This window comes from Bradyrhizobium sp. 2TAF36, from assembly GCF_052114925.1.
GTDB lineage: Bacteria > Pseudomonadota > Alphaproteobacteria > Rhizobiales > Xanthobacteraceae > Bradyrhizobium > Bradyrhizobium barranii.
The window spans coordinates 140,083-158,130 of the sequence record NZ_JBFRFR010000010.1 but is presented as its reverse complement, the minus strand read 5'-3'; the positions used below and the strand labels follow the sequence as shown (position 1 = coordinate 158,130).

At 64.4% G+C, this 18,048-nt stretch carries 17 protein-coding genes; 11 read left to right on the top strand and 6 right to left on the bottom strand.

Annotation, left to right across the window (positions count from 1 at the left end; all coding sequences use genetic code 11):
* Positions 1-12 precede the first annotated feature (12 nt).
* Complete coding sequence (locus AB4Z51_RS07715) at positions 13-1,509, bottom strand: DUF4153 domain-containing protein (RefSeq protein ID WP_085403425.1); 1,497 nt, start codon at positions 1,507-1,509, stop codon at positions 13-15.
* A gap of 189 nt (positions 1,510-1,698) precedes the next feature.
* Between AB4Z51_RS07715 and AB4Z51_RS07710 the strand changes: the two genes are divergently transcribed.
* Positions 1,699-3,063: a glycoside hydrolase family 3 N-terminal domain-containing protein gene (locus AB4Z51_RS07710; RefSeq protein ID WP_085403424.1), complete on the top strand. Its 1,365-nt coding sequence runs from the start codon at positions 1,699-1,701 to the stop codon at positions 3,061-3,063.
* On the opposite strand, the gene AB4Z51_RS07705 is transcribed toward AB4Z51_RS07710, so the two are convergent.
* Complete coding sequence (locus AB4Z51_RS07705) at positions 3,039-4,661, bottom strand: ABC transporter substrate-binding protein (RefSeq protein WP_085403443.1); 1,623 nt, start codon at positions 4,659-4,661, stop codon at positions 3,039-3,041. The genes AB4Z51_RS07710 and AB4Z51_RS07705 overlap by 25 nt on opposite strands.
* 108 nt (positions 4,662-4,769) lie before the next feature.
* The gene (locus AB4Z51_RS07700) at positions 4,770-5,660 is read right to left on the bottom strand and encodes a LysR family transcriptional regulator (RefSeq protein WP_071909447.1); all 891 of its coding nucleotides are present in this window, start codon (positions 5,658-5,660) and stop codon (positions 4,770-4,772) included.
* Between the two features lie 97 nt (positions 5,661-5,757).
* Here AB4Z51_RS07700 and AB4Z51_RS07695 point away from each other — a divergent pair, with 97 nt between their 5' ends.
* The gene (locus AB4Z51_RS07695) at positions 5,758-6,435 is read left to right on the top strand and encodes a peroxiredoxin-like family protein (RefSeq protein ID WP_085403442.1); all 678 of its coding nucleotides are present in this window, start codon (positions 5,758-5,760) and stop codon (positions 6,433-6,435) included.
* A gap of 3 nt (positions 6,436-6,438) precedes the next feature.
* On the opposite strand, the gene hydA is transcribed toward AB4Z51_RS07695, so the two are convergent.
* Positions 6,439-7,893, bottom strand: a complete 1,455-nt coding sequence (gene hydA / locus AB4Z51_RS07690) for a dihydropyrimidinase (protein ID WP_085403423.1) — start codon at positions 7,891-7,893, stop codon at positions 6,439-6,441.
* Positions 7,894-8,007: 114 nt separating this feature from the next.
* Entirely contained in the window at positions 8,008-8,616 is a 609-nt protein-coding gene (locus AB4Z51_RS07685) for a TetR/AcrR family transcriptional regulator (protein ID WP_085403422.1), read from the bottom strand.
* 103 nt (positions 8,617-8,719) lie between these two features.
* Here AB4Z51_RS07685 and AB4Z51_RS07680 point away from each other — a divergent pair, with 103 nt between their 5' ends.
* From AB4Z51_RS07680 to AB4Z51_RS07655, 6 genes are all read left to right on the top strand, one after another.
* Positions 8,720-9,415, top strand: a complete 696-nt coding sequence (locus tag AB4Z51_RS07680; RefSeq protein WP_085403421.1) for a PspA/IM30 family protein — start codon at positions 8,720-8,722, stop codon at positions 9,413-9,415.
* Positions 9,416-9,455: 40 nt separating this feature from the next.
* Complete coding sequence (locus AB4Z51_RS07675) at positions 9,456-9,731, top strand: YiaA/YiaB family inner membrane protein (protein ID WP_014491840.1); 276 nt, start codon at positions 9,456-9,458, stop codon at positions 9,729-9,731.
* A 261-nt stretch (positions 9,732-9,992) separates the two neighbouring features.
* On the top strand, positions 9,993-11,054 hold the full coding sequence (locus AB4Z51_RS07670; RefSeq protein WP_085403420.1) for an amidohydrolase family protein: 1,062 nt from the start codon (positions 9,993-9,995) through the stop codon (positions 11,052-11,054).
* Positions 11,055-11,125: 71 nt separating this feature from the next.
* On the top strand, positions 11,126-12,238 hold the full coding sequence (locus tag AB4Z51_RS07665) for an amidohydrolase family protein (protein ID WP_167768044.1): 1,113 nt from the start codon (positions 11,126-11,128) through the stop codon (positions 12,236-12,238).
* A 21-nt stretch (positions 12,239-12,259) separates the two neighbouring features.
* Positions 12,260-12,673 carry a Rieske (2Fe-2S) protein gene (locus AB4Z51_RS07660; RefSeq protein ID WP_441497212.1) on the top strand — a complete coding sequence of 138 codons (414 nt, stop codon included), beginning with the start codon at positions 12,260-12,262 and terminating at the stop codon, positions 12,671-12,673.
* Between the two features lie 73 nt (positions 12,674-12,746).
* Complete coding sequence (locus tag AB4Z51_RS07655) at positions 12,747-12,953, top strand: hypothetical protein (RefSeq protein WP_014491844.1); 207 nt, start codon at positions 12,747-12,749, stop codon at positions 12,951-12,953.
* A 159-nt stretch (positions 12,954-13,112) separates the two neighbouring features.
* On the opposite strand, the gene AB4Z51_RS07650 is transcribed toward AB4Z51_RS07655, so the two are convergent.
* Positions 13,113-13,958: an SDR family NAD(P)-dependent oxidoreductase gene (locus tag AB4Z51_RS07650; protein ID WP_441497211.1), complete on the bottom strand. Its 846-nt coding sequence runs from the start codon at positions 13,956-13,958 to the stop codon at positions 13,113-13,115.
* 183 nt (positions 13,959-14,141) lie between these two features.
* Here AB4Z51_RS07650 and AB4Z51_RS07645 point away from each other — a divergent pair, with 183 nt between their 5' ends.
* From AB4Z51_RS07645 to AB4Z51_RS07635, 3 genes are all read left to right on the top strand, one after another.
* A complete protein-coding gene (locus tag AB4Z51_RS07645; protein WP_135214800.1) occupies positions 14,142-15,638 on the top strand; it encodes an aldehyde dehydrogenase family protein in 1,497 nt (498 codons plus the stop codon).
* 207 nt (positions 15,639-15,845) lie between these two features.
* Complete coding sequence (locus AB4Z51_RS07640) at positions 15,846-16,709, top strand: outer membrane protein (RefSeq protein WP_441497210.1); 864 nt, start codon at positions 15,846-15,848, stop codon at positions 16,707-16,709.
* Positions 16,710-16,866: 157 nt separating this feature from the next.
* The gene (locus tag AB4Z51_RS07635) at positions 16,867-17,994 is read left to right on the top strand and encodes an alkene reductase (RefSeq protein WP_085403416.1); all 1,128 of its coding nucleotides are present in this window, start codon (positions 16,867-16,869) and stop codon (positions 17,992-17,994) included.
* Positions 17,995-18,048 lie beyond the last annotated feature (54 nt).

Genomic DNA, 18,048 nt, shown 5'->3' with positions numbered 1-18,048 from the left:
CTCTCCGCTTCCTCAGCCTGCCTGCTGATCCTTCGCCCGCGCGTCCAGCCTGCGCTGGAGCCGCCAGCTCCGAAAGCCCCAGCTCCGCCAGGCCAGATCCTGGCGCTGCTGTTCTACAAGGCGGTCGCGGCGCGACACAAGGCAGCTCTCGGGGGCGCCGGGCCGGAGCAAGATGGCCTTGTCGATGGCAGGCAGCGCCTGCGGCCCGAGCGTCAGGAGATAGTTGATGTCGATCTGCACGCCTTTGCCCGATGCTTCCCGGCTGTGGGTGACATTGTAGTCGGCAATGAACGCATCGAAGTTCACAAGCGAGCAGCCATAGAGCACGATCGCCAGCGCGATCAGATTGGCACCGACCAGCCATTGGTTGGACCGGTTGAGCGCGATGCGCGCCAAGATCAGGACCAGCCCGAGCGCCACCAGCCCCATCCAGATGAAGGCCGCGATCCGCCAATAGGTCAGCATGTAGATGTCGACATAGAGATCGAGGCGGAGGATGGAGGAGGCGACGAGCAGCACGTTCTGCCCGACCCAGAGATAGACCAGCGGCCGGATCACCTTCGATTTCTCGGCCGCCCCGCCCGGGCGCATCGCGACCAGCACGAAGGCAGCGGCGAGCAACGCCGTCGCTATCAGCGGATAGGCGCCGCGATGGGCGTAGGCCGCATAGGTCAAATTGTCGGGCAGCGCCACATGGCCCCAGAGATAGATGCCGTCGAGGATGGACTGCGCCGCGAACAGCAGGTTGAACAGGATCAACGAGCGCAGAATGGTGGAGGGGTTCAGAAATTCGGCCGAGACCAAGGGCGGGAGCGGGGGCGGCACGGGGCCGTCGGCAACGGCGGTGGTGACAATCGTCCTGCGCCGCCAGCGCACATGGATGAACGGCCAAACCAGCGCCAGCATCATGGCCCAGAACAGCAGGCGCGGGATGCTGATATATTCGAGGATGAGCTTTGGATTGAGCAGGGACACCCACTGCTCGATCACCGGATTGGCCGCAGCGAACAGCGCGACGAAGACGGTGCTGAGCGTTGCCGGGAGCAGCCAGAGTGCAAGGCCGCGGGTGAACGCCGACATGTTGAAGACCTGGAGCGCCTCGAGGAAGAACCTGAAGGGACCGAACAGGACAAAGTTGCGCAGCGCGCGGGCACGCTCCGTGAGCTCGGTCGTTTCCGGATTGGTCGCGATCAAATGCGCAATGGCCAGCGCCATGGTGAGGATCAGGAAGGACAGCATGTTGAGCTCCTCGATGGCCGGAACGAGGCCGGCGACGAGAATGGCCGTGCCGATCATGGCGCGCCGCAGATCCAGGGCCGCATGATTGAAGAGCACCGACACGCAGGCCATCGCGATCGCAAAGAGCGTCAGCGACAGCCCGATCCGCTGGCCGTAGAACAGCCAGTCGGCGAGCGTGGCCAGCACCAGCGCGAGGCCGACCTTGGCCGGGATCGAGGAATGCCTGATCGGCTGGATTTCCGCTGCTATCGTCGAAGCCAGGCTCGTCATGTCCAAATGACCTTTCGTGATGGGTGGCATCACGAAGTCTGAACGGCGCTTGTGCAGAAGGCGGGACCATCGTCTGCACGGTTTCAGGAGTCTTTTGCAGTTTTCGTGCAGGCGCGCGTTTGCCTCTCGCACAGCGTGATTCGCTTTGATAGGTGCGAAGCATTCGCCACTCATAGCGTGTGACGCATCATGCAATTCCTCGGTCGTATCGGTCTCGTCCTGCTCTGGCTGGCCGCGCCTCTCGTCGCATTCGCGGCCGCCAACAAGAACGATCCCTATCTGGTCCCGCTGCGCGGCGCGGGAAACCTCGCGCTTGTCGTCGCAAGCCTCGCGATCGTCATCCTGCTGCTACGCAAAGGGCGTTGGCGTACCATCGCGGGCAAGCTGCTCGTCGTGCTCTGGTGCCTGCCGCCGGTCCTGATGTCGGCGGCGCATCTGAAGTTCGAGCTGCGCAAGCACGACGTGCTCGCCGCGAGCGCCACCGAGGCGCGTCAGCTCGGACCTCACTTCATGGTGGGCTATTCCTCCTTTCCCGAGGTTGCGCGCCTTGCCGAGCAGGGCTTGATCGGCGGCGTCTACGTGACCCGGCGCAACATCCACGGCCGGACCGTCGAGACGTTGCGCGCCGAGATCGCGGCGCTCCAGGACAAGCGGCGCGCCGCCGGCCTGCCGCCGCTGGTCGTTGCGGCAGACCAAGAGGGCGGCATCGTCGGACATCTCGCGCCGCCGCTGACGAAGGTGCCGGCGCTGGCGACGCTCAGCGGGCTCGCCCCCGACGAACAGCAGGCCAGGGCCCAAGAGTTCGGCCGTATCCACGGCCGCGAGCTCGCCGGGCTCGGCGTCAACCTCAACCTCGCGCCGGTGCTCGACCTCAAGCCGCCGGTTCGGCGCAATCGTCTCGATTTTCACACGCTGATCGGTCAGCGCGCGATCGCGACCGACCCTGCCGTCGTCAGCACGATCGCGAGCGCCTATGTGCGCGGGCTGGAAGAGTCAGGCGTCGGTGCTACGCTGAAGCATTTTCCCGGCATCGGCCGCGTCCGCACGGACACGCATCATTTCAGCGCCAAGCTCGATACGCCGGTAAAAGAGCTCGAAGCCACCGACTGGCTGCCGTTCCGCGAGGTGTTGTCGCATTCGCGCAGCGCGCTCATGGTTGGGCACGTGACGCTCACGACCGTCGATCCCGATCGCGCCGCCTCGCATTCGAAACGCGTTATTGATGGCATCATCCGCGACAAGTGGGGTTACCAGGGCATGGTGATGACCGACGACCTCGTGATGGGTGCGATCTACCAGCACGACGTCTGCAAAGCCGTGGTCGAGGCGATCAACGCCGGCGTCGATTTGCTGCTGGTTGCCTATGACGGCGCGCAATTCTACCGGGTCTTCGCCTGTGCGCTGGATGGGGCGCGGCAGGGCAAGCTCGACGCCGCGATGCTGCGCACCAGCGCGGCACGGTTGGCGCTGGGCTTTCCGACCGAGCAGGCGCGGGCCGCCTCGGACGTCGTCCGCGTTGTCGAGCGGCATCAGCCCTTCGCGAACTGGCGGTAGTCGGGTTCGCGGTGAAACCAGAACTCGTAGCCGGTGATGGCCTTCTGCATGGCGACGTCGTGGATCGGCTGGTTGAGCGGAACGACGGGAACGTCGCGCATGCAGAGCGCGATGAAATCCTTCACGCACCGGTCGTATTCCGCCGCATCCGCCGTGAAGCGCGCCTTGTCGATCAGCGCGTCCATCGCCTTGTTCTGGTATGACGAGATGTTGAAGATCGAATTGTTGCCGTGGAAATTCCAGTAGAAATAGTACTCGGGATAATCGAGCCAACCGCTGAAGCGGTTGAGCGCGAGCGGCAGCTCCTTCTTGTTCAGCGTCGTGCGCCAGTTCGCGCCGGGGATTTTTTCGATGGACGCCTTGATGCCGATCTTGGCGAGGTTCTCCTGGATCAGAATGGCGGTCGGCTCGCCGACGGTCGCAGTGCCCGTGTCGAGCGACAAGGTCGTCTCCAGGCCAGACTCAAAGCCTGCTTCCTTCATCAACGCCTTGGCCTTGTCGAGATCGGTGACATAGGGAAACGGCTGCGGCCAGACCGGCTTTGAGACTTCGGCGGCTCCGCCATACATAGGAACGGCGCGGCCGAAGAACGCGCTGCTCTGGATCTGCTCATAAGGCATCGCCCAGGCGATGGCCTGCCGTAGCTTCACATTGTCGAACGGCGGCTTCGCCGTGTTGAGTGCGATGTACCAGAGCGCATTCGGGATCGGCACCCCCGATACCTTGACCTTGCCCTCCCGAATGATCTGCTCGAAATCGCGCGGCGCAAAGCCGCTGGAAATATCCGCATCGCCCCGCTCCAGCATCGCGCGGCGCGTGCCGGCCGAGGGGACGTCGCGCGCGATCACGCGCCTGATCTTCGGCAGCGGTCCGCTCTTCCAGTCGTCGAAGCGCGCCAGCACGGTCTCGCTTCCTGGCTTCCAGCTTTCGATCCTGTAGGCGCCGCCACCGGCCTCGTTGGTCCTCAGCCAAGCCAGCGCCCAGGGATCTTCCGCCGTCGCGTTCTTCTTGGCGAGTTCGGAATTGATGATAAAGGGCACGACGACGGCGACGTTGAACAGCAGCATCTTGTCCTTGCGGATATAATCGATACGGAAGGTGTGATCGTCGACCACCACGAACTGCTCGGGCTTCTCCAGCGAACCCGCCGACATCTGGAAGGTCGGAAAGCCGCCGACCTTCACGGCGCGGTCGAACGACCATTTGACGTCCTTGGCGGTAACAGGCGTGCCGTCGTGGAATTTCGCGTCCTTGCGAAGCTTGAAGGTGCAGGACATGTCGTCGGCTGCGACCTCCCAGCTCTCGGCGAGTTCAGGCGCGAGCTTCTCGCGATCATAGGACGCGGTCCCGTCGGGCAACGTCTTGGAGGCGTAGGTCAGCAGGCGGTCGTAGCAGTTCCAGGACAGGCCGTTCACGGTCTGGTTGGAGCCGACGCCCTGCATGTCGAGCGAGTTCGGCCCGAGCTCCTGCACCACCAGCAGTGTCTCGCTACGCCCTTGGGCAGTGGCGAAGCGAGGTGCGATGGCGGTCAATCCAGCTGCGCCAAGGCCTCCCAGCAACACATTGCGGCGGCTGATGTCGAAAGACGATGCATTCATCGATGCCTCCTTGAGCCAATTGCGACCAAAGGAGGCAAGCGCCATGCCAGTAAATGCGACGCATGGTGTCGCAGCCCGCTGTGCCCGCGGAACGGTCCGGCGCGTCGCTCATGGCGTCTGCTTCATGTCGGTCGCGAGATAGTCCACCAGAGCGCGCACCTTGGTCGAGGGGCGGCGGCCACCCGGGAAGACGGCGTAGACGTCGATGGGCGAAAGCTTGTAGCTCTTCAACAGGGGGACCAGCGTGCCGGCGGCGATCTCGGGTCCGGCCATGATTGGCGATGTGATCGCGATGCCGAGCCCCGCCTGCACACAGGCGAATACGCCGGGGCCGGAATCGGTGGTGATGCGGCCGCGGACATCGACCGATGTCTCCGTTCCGTTCCGCGTGAACGACCAACTGGTGCGGCCGGACTGGCCTGGTCCGAAAATGCAATCGTGGGACGCGAGGTCCGCCGGCGTTTTCGGTGTGCCACAGATGGCAAGATAAGACGGCGATGCCACCACGAGGCGCGGCAATATCCCGAGACTTCGCGCGCCAAAGCCGGAGTCGTTGAGCAGGCCGAGCCGAATGGCGACATCGGTCCCCTCGGCGACGAGGTCCTGGCGTTCGTCGACCACGGATAGCTCGACGCGCAGCAGCGGATGCGCAGCCAGGAATTTCGGCAGGCGCGGGATGATGTTCCGGGCGCCGTACATGACGGGCATCGTGATGCGGATCGTGCCACGCAGCGAGTCGATGCCGCGCGCGGCGTCCTCGGCGTCCTCGATATCGGCCAGCACTTCGCGTGCGCGGGTGAGGAACAGCGCGCCGGCGTCGGTGACGGTGATGCGGCGCGTGGTTCGCAGCAGCAGCTTGACGCCCAGCCGGGCCTCCAGCTCGCCGATGATGCGGGACACCGAGGGCTGCGACAGGCCGAGCTCGCGTGCGGCCTTCGAAAAGCTGCCGCTCTCCGCCGCGCGGACGAACACGGCCAATTCTTGCAGTCGATCACTCATTTGAAATCCAGATAAATGTTGTCCGTATCGACCGTATACCCCTTCATTTTCAAATGATCCAGATAGGACGGGCCAACAGCAAAAGATGGAGCTACCCATGGCCCTGCAAGACAAACTCGATGCCTTCAAAGCCGACTTCGAAGCCGGCCGCTTCCCGCTCAAGCCCAGCAAGGAGGCGCTCGACACCATGCACCGCGCCACCGCCGAACTGATCGCGAGCGGCCAGGCGCAGCGCGCCAAGAAGGCCGGCGACGCCGCGCCGGAATTCATCCTCAGGGATCCCGACGGCAAGCAGGTCGCGTCGCGCGACCTGCTCGCGAAGGGACCGCTGGTCGTGTCGTTCTATCGCGGCGTCTGGTGCCCGTATTGCAACCTCGAGCTCCAGGCGCTGCAGGAGACGCTGCCGGAGATCGCCGCGCGTGGTGCGAGCCTCGTTGCGATCTCGCCGCAGACAGCGCCGAACAGCCGCAAGTCGGAGCGCGAGAACAAGCTGTCGTTCCCGATCCTGAGCGACGTCGCGAGCGGCCTCGCCGACGCCTTCGGCATCCGCTTCGCGCTGCCGGCCGATCTCGTCTCGCTCTACAAGTCCTTCAAGAACGACCTGCCGACGTTCAACGACAATCCGGCCTGGGTGCTGCCGATGCCCGCGCGCTACGTCATCGGCCGCGACGGCATCATCGCCTATGCGGAGGTGAACCCGGACTATACGCAACGCCCCGATCCGTCCGAACTGTTGCCGGTGCTCGACCGGTTGCGGGCCGGCAAGGCGGCCTGATCGTTACGGCGTCACCGCTCCGCGTGTGACCGCACGCGGGGCGGTCAGTTGCTTCCACGTCGAGTTGGCGACATGCACCGGCGAGAACGCCGGACGCTCGACATAGTGCCCGTCGCCGGCCTCGGCGCGCAGATCGCCAGCCTTCCAGACGATGCGGCCACGCGACAGCGTCGCGGCCGGTCCGCCGGTGCAGGCAAAGCCTTCGAACACGTTGTAGTCGATCCGGCTCATCTGCCGCTTCGCGCTGATGGTCTTGCTCGCCCTGGGGTCCCACACCACGACATCGGCGTCCGAACCGACGGCGACGGCGCCCTTGCGCGGGTAGATATTGAGGATGCGCGCGATGTTCGCCGAGGTCACCGCGACGAATTCTTCCTTCGTGAGCCGCCCCGTCGCGACGCCCGCGGTCCACAACAATGCGAGCCGATCTTCGAGGCCGCCGGTGCCGTTCGGGATCTTCCTGAAATCGCCGAGCCCGAACCGCTTCTGCTCGGTGGTGAAGGCGCAATGGTCGGTGGCGACCACCTGGAGCGAGCCTGATTGCAGGCCGGCCCAAAGACTGTCCTGATGCGATCTGTCGCGGAACGGCGGCGACATCACGCGCTGCGCGGAATGATCCCAGTCCCTGTTCTGGTACTCGCCGGCATCCAGCAGCAGATGCTGGATCAACGGCTCGCCGTAGACGCGTTTCCCAGCAGCCCGTGCGCGGGCAATCGCCTCATGCGCTTCGCGGCAGCTCGTGTGCACGATATAGACCGGCGTGCCCGTCATGTCGGCGATCATGATGGCGCGGTTGGTGGCCTCGCCCTCGACCTCCGGCGGCCGCGAGTAGGCGTGGCCCTCGGGGCCGGTGACGCCGCGCGCGATCAGCGCTTCCTGCATCAAGGCGACGACGTCGCCGTTTTCCGCATGCACCACCGGCATGGCGCCGAGATGGGCGCAGCGCGCGAACGAGTTGTAGAGCTCGTCATCGTTCACCATTAGCGCGCCCTTGTAGGCCATGAAATGCTTGAAGGTGTTGATGCCGTAGGTTTTGACCACGGTCTCCATCTCGTCATAGATCTGCTTCGACCACGACGTCACCGCCATGTGGAAGCCGTAGTCGATCGCCGCCTTCTCGGATTTGTGCCGCCACTCCTGATAGGCCGCGAGCATCGACTGGCCGGGATCGGGCAGGCAGAAATCCACCACCATGGTGGTGCCGCCGGTCAGCGCCGCCTTCGTCCCGGATTCGAAATCGTCGGCGGTCACCGTGCCCATGAACGGCATTTCGAGATGGGTGTGCGGATCGATCCCGCCCGGGATGACATAGGCGCCGCCGGCATCGACGATCTCCGCGCCCGTCGGTGCATCGAGCGATGTTCCCATCGCGACGATGGTCTCGCCGTCGATCAGCACGTCCGCACGGCGCGAATGATCATGATTGACGACGGTGCCGCCGCGGATGAGGAGGGGCATGGGAGACTCCGGAGAGAGGACGAGATGCGGCGAAAGCTAAGCGTGCTGCCAGCGATGCGACAGGCGAAATTTTAGTCAGGCGTCGCCGCCGGTTTCGCTGCGCTCTCTCGGCTTCTACGCCGCCCGCGCGATCAAGCCGTCGATCATCGCCCGCACCAGGCCCGCGATTTCCTTCCGCAGCGCCGGCAGCGGCACGGCGACCAGCCTCTGCTCGAGCCCCAGCGCCACCATGCCATGCACGGCCGAGAACAGGCTGCGTGCGGTGATGCCGAGCTCTTCGGTCCCTCTGTCCGGAAACAACGCTGCCAGCGGCGCGTAGATGTGGCGGAACAGCTGCAACTGGTCGTCGACGGACCAGTCGGGGACTTCCTTGCCGGGCGCCATGCGATGCTCGAACATTGCGCGCCAGAGCTCGAGATTTTCTGCGGCGAAATCGCAATAGGCGATCGCGATGCGGACCAGCGTCTCCTGCGGCGACGGATTGCCCGCGCTCACCGCCGCGCTGAGCACCTTGTCGAGCCGGAGTAACGTGCGCGAGCCGACGCGCAGGACCAACTCGTCCACGTCGGCGACGAGATTGTAGACCGCGCCATTGGCGCAGCCGATCTCGCGGGCGAGATCGCGGGTTTTGAGACCCGCCAACCCGCGCTCAGCGATCATCCGCTCGGCCGCCTGGATCAGGTCGGCCCGCAATTTCTCTCGACGTTCCAAGGCTTTAGTCATTTATTAATCAAATTCTTGAGCGACGCTCAAATATTTATTGAACGATGTTCAAGGTTTCTGCTACAAACCATCTGTGAGCAACGCTCATAACAGGGAGCAGCAAATGTTCAAGACCGTAGTGACACTTTTCCGCGGCAGCGTGGCCGCCGCAGGCGAGGAACTGGAAGACCGTACGACCCTTCTGATCCTCGACCAGCAGATGCGCGACGCGGCCGCCGCCGTCGAGCGCAGCAAGCGGACCCTGGCGCTGGCAATCGCCCAGGACCAGCAGGAAGGCCGCAAGCTCGAGGCGACCGTGGCCCGCATCGCCGACCTCGAGACCCGCGCGGTTGCGGCGCTCGACGGTGGCCGCGAGGACCTCGCCAAGGATGCTGCCGAAGCCATCGCAGGCTTGGAGGCCGATCGCGATGCGGCGATGACCGCACGCGCATTGTTCGCGACCGAGATCATCAGGCTGAAGCGCCACGTCGCAAGCGCGCAGGCCCGCATCACCGAGCTCGATCGCGGCCGTCGTGTCGCCCGTGCCTCGGAAGCGGTGCGCTCGCTTCGTCGCAGCGGCATTGAGGCGGCACGCCCTTACGAATCCACGCTGCCGGAGGCGGAGAGCACCTTGAGGCGCCTGCGCGACCGGCAGATGGAAGCCCAGGCCGCTGACGACGCGCTGGTCGAGCTCGATGCGGCCAGCGGTCCGCTCGCCACCGCCGAACGGCTCGCCGAGCAGGGCTTTGGCCCCCGGCTCAAGACGACCGCGGACGACGTGCTGGCGCGGTTGAAGTCCAAGCGCATGCCGACCGCCTGATCCCAAACCCAATCATCATTCGAACCAACAGGAGACCATCATGAACCAGAACGGCCAGCCCCACAGCAGCGCCTGGGTGACCTTCACTTACGCGTCCTTCGCAGCCTCCGCGTTCCTCGTCGCCATCGGCATCTTCTTCCTGCCGATCGATCTCTGGATGAAGGGATATCTCACCATGGGCATCGTGATGCTGATCCAGACCTGCATCACCTTGACCAAGACGGTGCGCGACAATCACGAGAGCAGCCGGCTGGTGAACCGGATCGAGGATGCCAAGGCCGAGCGACTGCTGATGGAAGTGTCCAAGGCGGCTTGAGGCGAGAGCGCATAAAAGCGCGAAATAGCTGCAGTATGGAGCGGCGGATGCCGTAGCATCCACCGCTCGCGCCGTGAGACCATCCACCATCGAGCGGTCGCCGCGTGCGACGAATCGCGGATCTTCATATCGCGCCTGCGAAATGCAACCGAGCCATGACGGATCGCGCGGGCGGGCGACCTTGCGCGCCGGCACGGGCAGGGGCACTCTGCGCAAGCGGCGCACAAGAACGCCGCCAATAAGATTGCACGAGGAAGCTCCATGGCGGTGACGCGGATCGACTGCGACATCCACCCGGCGGTTGGTGGCACGCGCACGACGCTGCTTCCTTATCTCAGCGATCACTGGAAAGAGCAGGTCGTGAGCCGCGCCATCGACGGGCTTGATCTCACCTCCTATCCGCCGAGCATGCCGCTGACCGGCCGTGCCGACTGGCGGCCGGCCAATGGCGTCAAGCCCGGCTCCGACCTCGCCATGGTGCAGAAGGGCGCCTTTGATCAATTGGGCGCCAGCCACGCGATCCTCAACGTGCTCTATGGCGCGCAGGCCGTGTTCGACGCCTACATGGCGGCAGACTTCTGCAAGGCTATCAACGACTGGATCGCCGCCGAATGGCTGTCGCGCGATCCGCGCCTTCGGGCCTCCATCGTGGTGCCGATGCAGGATCCGGATCTCGCGATCGAGGAGATCGAGCGCCGCGCCGGCGACAATCGTTTCGTCTCCATCCTGGTATTGGCGCAGGGCGAGACGCTGTTGGGTCGGCCGCATTTCTGGCCGGTGTACCGGCTCGCCGAGAAGTACCAGCTACCGCTGGCGATCCATGCCGGTACGCAATATCGTCAGGCGCCGAGCTCGGCCGGCTGGCCGTCGCACCGCTACGAATATTACTTCGTCGAGGCGCAGGCGTTTCAGGCGCAGATCCTGAGCCTCATTTATGAAGGCGTTTTCGGCAAGTTTCCCAACCTGAAGGTCGTGCTGATGGAATCCGGCGTGAGCTGGCTGCCGGCCTTCATGTGGCGCGCCAACAAGACCTGGCGCGGCGTCCGCGTCGAGGTTCCCTGGGTCGAACGCGAGCCGGCTGCAATCATCCGCGACAATTTCCGCGTCACCATGCAGCCCTTCGATGCGCCGGGCGACGCCAAAAGCGTCGAGGAGATCATCGACCAGATCGGCTCGGAAAAGATGTTCCTGTTCGCGTCCGACTATCCACACTGGCAGTTCGACGGCGACGATCCGATTCCGCCGAACCTGCCGAAGAGCATCATCGCGAAGATGTGCGTCGACAATCCGCTGGAGACGTTTCCGCGGTTGTCGCTGAATTGACGCATGATCCGGAAAAGTGGGTACCGGTTTTCCGATAAGATCATGCGCAAACAAAAAGTTTGGAGGATCGCATGAGTGACGTCATCGACCGCCCGCTGCTCGACGAAGAAAAGCCCGCCGCCTCGCGGTTGCGCATCGTCGATTGCGACGTGCATCCGAGCTTGCGCTCGACCGATGATCTCAACGAGTTCCTGCCGAAACGCTGGCAGCAGCATCTGAAGGAGTATGGCAGCCATCTGCGCACGCCTTATCTCTTCACCACGCCCTATCCGCGGTCATCGCCCTTGATCGCACGGCGTGATGCGTGGCCGCCGACCGGCGGGCCGCCCGGCTCTGATCTCGCCTTCATGCAGAAGCAGCATCTCGATCCGCTCGATGTCGAGTTCGGCATTTTGCAGGTGCTCGATCTCTTCATCTTCTCGCAGCAGAACCTGGAATTCGGCGCCGCGATCCAGCGCGCCATCAACGATTGGCAACTGGCGTTCTGGTCGCATCGCGATCCGCGCCTGAAGGCGTCGATCCTGGTCGGGCAGGACGGCGTGGATCTCGCCATCGCCGAGATCGAGCGCTGCGCCAAAATCGGCGAATACATCCAGATCAACGTCTCGCCGCGCGCCAATGAGCCGCTCGGCCGCCGTCGCTACTGGCCGATCTACGAGCGCGCCGAGGCGCTGGACCTGCCACTCGGCATCCATGTCGGCGGCTATGGCGGGCATGCGCCGACCGGCGGCGGCTGGCCGTCCTATTATGTCGAGGAGCACCAGTCCAACGCACACACCATCGCGGCGCAGCTTGCGAGCCTCGTCATCGAAGGCGTGCCGGAGCGGTTTCCGAAGCTGAAGATCGTCTTCATCGAGGGCGGCTTCGGCTGGATCCCCTCGGCGGTGTGGCGGATGGACCAGCATTTCGAGCGCTTCCGCAGTGAGGTGCCGCATCTCAGGCGCAAGCCGTCGGAATATGTGCGCGAGCATTTCTGGTTCACGACGCAGCCGATCGACGAGCCCGACGAGGCGCGGCATCTGCGTTCGCTGATCGAATGGGTCGGCATCGACAGGCTGTTGTTCTCGTCGGACTATCCGCACTGGGATTTCGACGATCCGCGCTTCGCCTTCAAGACGCCGCTCTCTGAAGCCGAGCGGAAGAAGATCTTCAGCACCAATGCCCGCGCGGTCTACAAGTTCTGAGCAAAGAAGTTCTGAACGGATATGGCCCGTCACATCGTCGCGCGCACCTCGGAGATCCCGCCCGGCGGCAACAAGGTCGTCGATATCGCGGGCCGCGACATCGTCGTGTTCCACGTCAATGGCGAGTTCTTCGCACTGTTGAACCGCTGCCCGCACGAGGGCGCGCGGCTGGAGAAGGCCGCTTGCGTGGCGCGGCTGACCTCGCCCGAGCCCGGAATCTATGAGCGCTCGCGCGTCGGCGAGATGCTGCGCTGTCCCTGGCACGGCTGGGAATTCGACATGCGCAACGGCCAGTCCTGGTTCGATCCGAAACGGGTCAAGATCCGGTCCTATCCGGTCGCGGTGGAACGTGGCGAAGAGTTGCAGAAGGGCCCATATGTCGCCGAGACGTTTCCGGTGCATGTCGAAGACAGCTATGTGATTGTCGAGGTCTGAGCCGGCATTGCCGATTGAGATTCCAACGCAGGTGCGTTATGGCTCTCGCGCTTTCCAGAGGCGGAGATGAGCTTTGTCGAAACAATCCCTGCGTGAGGAGGCCGAGCGCCTGATCCGCGAATCGATGGAAAAGAAGACCATCGTCGTCAAGCAGGGCTCGACCCGCATCGAGGCCGTCTGCGGCAAGTGCGGCGCCCCGAACCGGGTGCAGGCGGAAAAGGGCCAGAGCCGGGTCAAATTCGCGTGCAAGAATTGCGGGCATCAGCAGGAAACGCTGTAGGGCGCTTGCGCGGTATTGCTGCGCCGCGAGGCTCTAGCTCCTCATCCTGAGGAGCCCGCTGAAAGCGGGCGTCTCGAAGGATAGAGGCCGAGCTGTCGCAGCGGGGCCTTCATGGTTCGAGACGCGCGTTCCGCGCTCCTCACCATGAGGGTCTGATAGTCAGTCCCCCTTCACGAACTTCGCGAACGCGTCGGCATAGTCCGGGTGCCAGCGCGACAGCGGCGGGCGGTTCTCGACGATGTCTCCCGCCGCCCACAGCATCCGCTTCTCGTCGAGCTTGCGCGGCACGTCGTTGTCCGGGCAGAGGATGTAGAAGTCGCCGGCTTCCAGCCGTGCCAGCATGAAATCCACGGTCTGCTCAGCCGTCCAGGCCCCGGCCGGCTTCTCGGTGCGGCCCTTCGCGGTCAGGCCGGTGAAGACGAAGCCGGGGATCAGCAGATGCGCGGTGATGCGGCAGTCCTTCGTGTTGCGCAGCTCGTGTTGGAGCGCTTCCGTAAAAGCCTTCACGCCGGCCTTGGAGACGTTGTAGGCGGGATCGCCGGGCGGCGTGGTGATGCCCTGCTTCGAGCCGGTGTTGATGATCAGCCCAGCCTTGCCGCGCGCGATCATGCCGGGTGCGAAGATGCGCGAGCCGTTGATGATGCCCCACATGTTGACGCCGATGATCCGCTGCCAGTTGTCGGGCTCGCCGAACAGCGTGCTGCCCGGCTGGATGCCGGCATTGTTCATGAGGATGTCGGTGCCGCCGAAGCGCTCGCGCACGCCGCGTTCCAGTTCCGTCACGCTCTCGGCCTTGCTGACATCGACCGCGAACGTCATCACATGTGTGGCAGGCGTGACGGATGACAGTTTTGTTGCAGCTTCCGCCAGCCGCGCCTGATCCACATCTGCGATGCACACCTTCATGCCGGCGCGCGCGAAGGCCAGCGCGGCAGCCAATCCGATACCGGATGCGCCGCCCGTGATCACGGCGACATTGTCTTTGACGATGGCGGAATGTGGCATGGTTGGTCTCCGGGGAAGGGCTCGGTCGAGCTATAACATGGCACTCGCGCGACCCTGCACAAGTCGGCATGGGAGGTCTTCGTTCCACGCCGCCTTTACGCCTTTCCGGCGGCGCTGTATTCTATTTGACCTAACGATCCCGCCCAGATCGAACCAATCAATCATTTGACAGGGAGTGCAGCCATGGCTGTGTCGCAGGCTATTCCGATCACGCGCCATCCGTTCGCCAACGGGTCCTACAAGCAGATGCTGATCGACGGGAAGTGGGTCGATGCTGCCTCAGGCAAGCGCTTCGAGACCCACAACCCCGCCACCGGCGAATTGCTGGCGACGGTCGCCGAGGGCGACAAGGAAGACATCGACCGTGCGGTCGCCGCCGCTCGCCGTGCCTTCGAAGGCCCCTGGAGCAAAGTCAAACCGTTCGAGCGGCAGAACCTGCTGCTCAAGCTCGCCGACCTCGTCGAGAAGAATTTCGACGAATTGTCGCAGCTCGACACGCTCGACATGGGCGCGCCCCTCAGCCGCACCCGCGCCTATCGTCTGCGCGCCGTCGGCATGCTGCGCTATTACGCCGGCCAGACCACCGCGATCCATGGCGAGACCATCGAGAACTCGCTGCCCGGCGAAATCTTCTCCTACACGCTGAAGGAGCCGATCGGCGTCGTCGGCGCCATCATTCCCTGGAACGGCCCGCTTACCGCGACGATCTGGAAGATCGGCCCGGCCATCGCGACCGGCTGCACCGTGGTGCTGAAGCCTGCCGAAGAGGCGCCGCTCACCTCGCTGCGCATCGCCGAACTGGCGATGGAAGCCGGCATTCCGCCCGGCGTCATCAACGTCGTGCCCGGCTATGGCGAGACCGCGGGCGCCGCGCTTGCTTCGCATCACGACGTCGACAAGGTCGCCTTCACCGGCTCGCATGTCACGGGACAATCGATCATCCGCGCCTCGGCCGGCAACCTCAAGCGCGTCTCGCTCGAGCTCGGCGGAAAGTCGCCGGACATCGTGTTTGCCGATGCTGATCTCGATGCCGCCGTCCCCGGCGCCGCGATGGCGGTGTTCGCCAATTCCGGCCAGATCTGCAGCGCCGGCACGCGCCTGTTCGTCGAGCAGTCGGTCTACGAAGAGTTCGTCGGCCGCGTCGCCGAGTTCGGCAAGAAGCTGCAGGTCGGCAACGGCCTCGATCCCAATGTGCAGATCGGCCCGCTCGTGTCCGAGGAGCAACTCAAGCGCGTCACCGGCTATCTCGACATCGGCCAGAAGGAAGGCGCGCGTGCGCTCGCCGGCGGCGGYCGCGTCACCGAAGGCGCGCTGTCGAAGGGCTTCTTCGTCTCGCCGACGGTGTTCGCGGGCGTGCAGGACAACATGCGCATCGCGCAGGAGGAGATTTTTGGTCCCGTCATCTCCGCGATCGCGTTCAAGGACATGGACGAGCTGGTCAAGCGCGCCAACAACACCACCTTCGGCCTCGGCTCGGGCCTGTGGACGCGCGACGTCAGCAAGGCCCATGCGGTGGCGAAGAGCTTGCGCGCCGGCTCGGTGTGGGTGAACTGCTACCAGGCGATGGACCCGGCCGTACCCTTCGGCGGCTATAAGATGAGCGGCTACGGCCGCGAATCCGGCAAGCAGCATGTCGAGGAATATCTCAACGTGAAGGCCGTCTGGATCAAGACGGCGTAGGGCGTTTCTGCTGCCGCGTCCGGGTTTCAGCGGCTGATCTTGCTTGCGGCGACGAGAGGCTGCTTGCGACGACCAGAAGTTGTTGCCCGGGCGCTACAAGCGTTTTGAAACGGCTGTTGTCCGCGATCTCGCAAGGATTGTTATCCCATTTCGAACGTCGGCCCGTTACTGCTGGTCAACGTCAATGTTCGGGTTGGGATATCGAGAATGCTTCGCTTCACTTCGATCATGCTTGTGGCTTTGGGCGTCGCCTCGACGCAGCCCGCGGTCGCAGCCGATATCGCCGCGCGTGCGCCGCTCTACAAGGCGCCGCAATTGCCCGTCGCCTACAACTGGTCGGGCTTCTACGCCGGCGTGAATGTCGGATATGGCTGGAGCGATGATGCGATCAAGCTCGTGCCGCACGACCCGGTTTTCACCGCGGGTGTGCTCGACGTGGCCCTCGCGGGTGGCCTTGTCCCGCCGTCATTGGCAACAAACCCGCGTGGTGTGCTGGGCGGCGTGCAGGCCGGCTACAATGTGCAGACGGGCTCCCTGGTATGGGGCGTCGAAGCCGATATCGCGGCCGCCGGCATCAAGGGCAGTTCGACGGTCTCCCGAACCCTGCCGGTCTTTCCGGACATCATGACCAGGCAAGAGCAGAAGGTCGACTGGTTGGGGACCGTGCGCGGCCGGATCGGTGCCACCGTTACACCCGACCTGATGCTCTACGCGACCGGCGGTCTTGCCTATGGACATGTCAAGGCGTCGACGTCGATCGTGGATCCCACGCTTGCGGCCGGCACGCCCTGCCTCAACGTGATCTGTGGGGCGGGGACGYCGGAAAGCTGGCGCGCGGGCTGGGCCGTCGGCGGTGGCGGCGAGTACCGCTTTGCGTCGAACTGGAGCGTCAAGCTCGAATATCTCTATTATGATCTCGGCAGCGAGAAATACACTTTCTTCAATCCGCTGTTCCCGTTCACTCCGGGCCCCGCGCGTGGCTTTGACGCAACCGCGGATTTCACCGGCCACATCGCGCGGGTCGGCCTGAACTACAAGTTCGGCTCGGGCCCGGTCGTCGCGAAATACTGATCCGCCGTTCTGGACGGACAGCAAGCCCCGGGCCCGGCCCGGGGCTTTTTGCTTCTGCCGCTTCTTTCGGCTGGCCAGCCATCCACCCAAGCGACTTCCGGGCTGCCACTCTTTCTCATATGATCCCCGTCCTCTCATCGATCATTCCGGGGATCACATGAAATTCGAGGCGTTGTTCAAACCGTTGCAGGTCGGTCCGTACAAGCTGGCGCATCGCGTCGCGTTGGCGCCGCTGACGCGCATGCGCGCCGAGCGCGCGAGTTTTTCGCCGCGGCCGCTCAACGCCGAATATTACGGTCAGCGCGCCACGCAAGGCGGCTTGATCATCGCTGAAGCGTCCCCCGTGCTCTCGCATGGCCGCGGCAACCCCGCGACGCCCGGCATCTATTCGGAGGCGCAGATCGCCGGCTGGCGCAAGGTGACGGATGCCGTGCACGCCAAGGGCGGCATCATCTTCCTTCAGCTCTGGCATGTCGGCCGCGTTTCGCATTCGTCCTTCCACGGCGGTGAGCCGCCGGTCTCGGCTTCGGCGATTGCGATCAAGGCCGAAGGCATGAAGGCGATGACCGCCGACGGCAAGATTTCTGATTACGAGACCCCGCGCGCGCTGGAGACCGACGAGGTCAAGGGCGTCGTTGAGGCGTTCCGGCAGGGCGCGAAGAACGCGCTTGCCGCCGGCTTCGACGGCGTCGAGATCCACGGCGCCAACGGCTATCTGCTCGAGCAATTCCTGCAATCACGCAGCAACCAGCGCACCGATCAATATGGCGGTTCGATCGAGAACCGCGCGCGGCTGCTCCTGGAAGTCACGCAGGCGGCCATCGACGTCTGGGGCGCGAACCGCGTCGGCGTGCGGCTGTCGCCCCACGGCATCGCCAACGATTCCGGCGAGCCCGATCCGATGCCCCTCTACACCCACGTCGTGAAGACGCTCGACAAGCTCGGCCTTGCCTATCTTCACTTCATCGAGCCGCGCTCCAGCGGCGCTGGCCGTGCCGACGTCCACTGGGAGAACGTGCCGTCGGCGATGGTGCTGTTTCGTCCGCTCTACAGCGGCGTGCTGATGACCGCCGGCGGCTTCACCGGCGAGACCGCGAATGCGGCGATCGCCGACGGCCATGCCGACATCATCGCCTTCGGCCGCATCTTCATCTCCAACCCAGATCTGCCGCGCCGCCTTCGGCACGACTATCCGATCACGCCGTATAACCGCGCGACGTTCTACGGCGGCGAGGAGAAGGGGTATACGGATTACCCGGTGTATGACGAGCTCGCGACGGCGTAGAGACCTTCGTAGCCCGGATGGAGCGCAGCGAAATCCGGGTTTCTCACCTCGCCG

What these genes read in the sequence shown, in the direction of transcription:
- AB4Z51_RS07715 (WP_085403425.1), bottom strand. Translation starts at nt 1,509, where the DNA reads ATGACGAGCCTGGCTTCGACGATAGCAGCGGAAATCCAGCCGATCAGG.
- AB4Z51_RS07710 (WP_085403424.1), top strand. Translation starts at nt 1,699, where the DNA reads ATGCAATTCCTCGGTCGTATCGGTCTCGTCCTGCTCTGGCTGGCCGCG.
- AB4Z51_RS07705 (WP_085403443.1), bottom strand. Translation starts at nt 4,661, where the DNA reads ATGAATGCATCGTCTTTCGACATCAGCCGCCGCAATGTGTTGCTGGGA.
- AB4Z51_RS07700 (WP_071909447.1), bottom strand. Translation starts at nt 5,660, where the DNA reads ATGAGTGATCGACTGCAAGAATTGGCCGTGTTCGTCCGCGCGGCGGAG.
- AB4Z51_RS07695 (WP_085403442.1), top strand. Translation starts at nt 5,758, where the DNA reads ATGGCCCTGCAAGACAAACTCGATGCCTTCAAAGCCGACTTCGAAGCC.
- hydA (WP_085403423.1), bottom strand. Translation starts at nt 7,893, where the DNA reads ATGCCCCTCCTCATCCGCGGCGGCACCGTCGTCAATCATGATCATTCG.
- AB4Z51_RS07685 (WP_085403422.1), bottom strand. Translation starts at nt 8,616, where the DNA reads ATGACTAAAGCCTTGGAACGTCGAGAGAAATTGCGGGCCGACCTGATC.
- AB4Z51_RS07680 (WP_085403421.1), top strand. Translation starts at nt 8,720, where the DNA reads ATGTTCAAGACCGTAGTGACACTTTTCCGCGGCAGCGTGGCCGCCGCA.
- AB4Z51_RS07675 (WP_014491840.1), top strand. Translation starts at nt 9,456, where the DNA reads ATGAACCAGAACGGCCAGCCCCACAGCAGCGCCTGGGTGACCTTCACT.
- AB4Z51_RS07670 (WP_085403420.1), top strand. Translation starts at nt 9,993, where the DNA reads ATGGCGGTGACGCGGATCGACTGCGACATCCACCCGGCGGTTGGTGGC.
- AB4Z51_RS07665 (WP_167768044.1), top strand. Translation starts at nt 11,126, where the DNA reads ATGAGTGACGTCATCGACCGCCCGCTGCTCGACGAAGAAAAGCCCGCC.
- AB4Z51_RS07660 (WP_441497212.1), top strand. Translation starts at nt 12,260, where the DNA reads ATGGCCCGTCACATCGTCGCGCGCACCTCGGAGATCCCGCCCGGCGGC.
- AB4Z51_RS07650 (WP_441497211.1), bottom strand. Translation starts at nt 13,958, where the DNA reads ATGCCACATTCCGCCATCGTCAAAGACAATGTCGCCGTGATCACGGGC.
- AB4Z51_RS07635 (WP_085403416.1), top strand. Translation starts at nt 16,867, where the DNA reads ATGAAATTCGAGGCGTTGTTCAAACCGTTGCAGGTCGGTCCGTACAAG.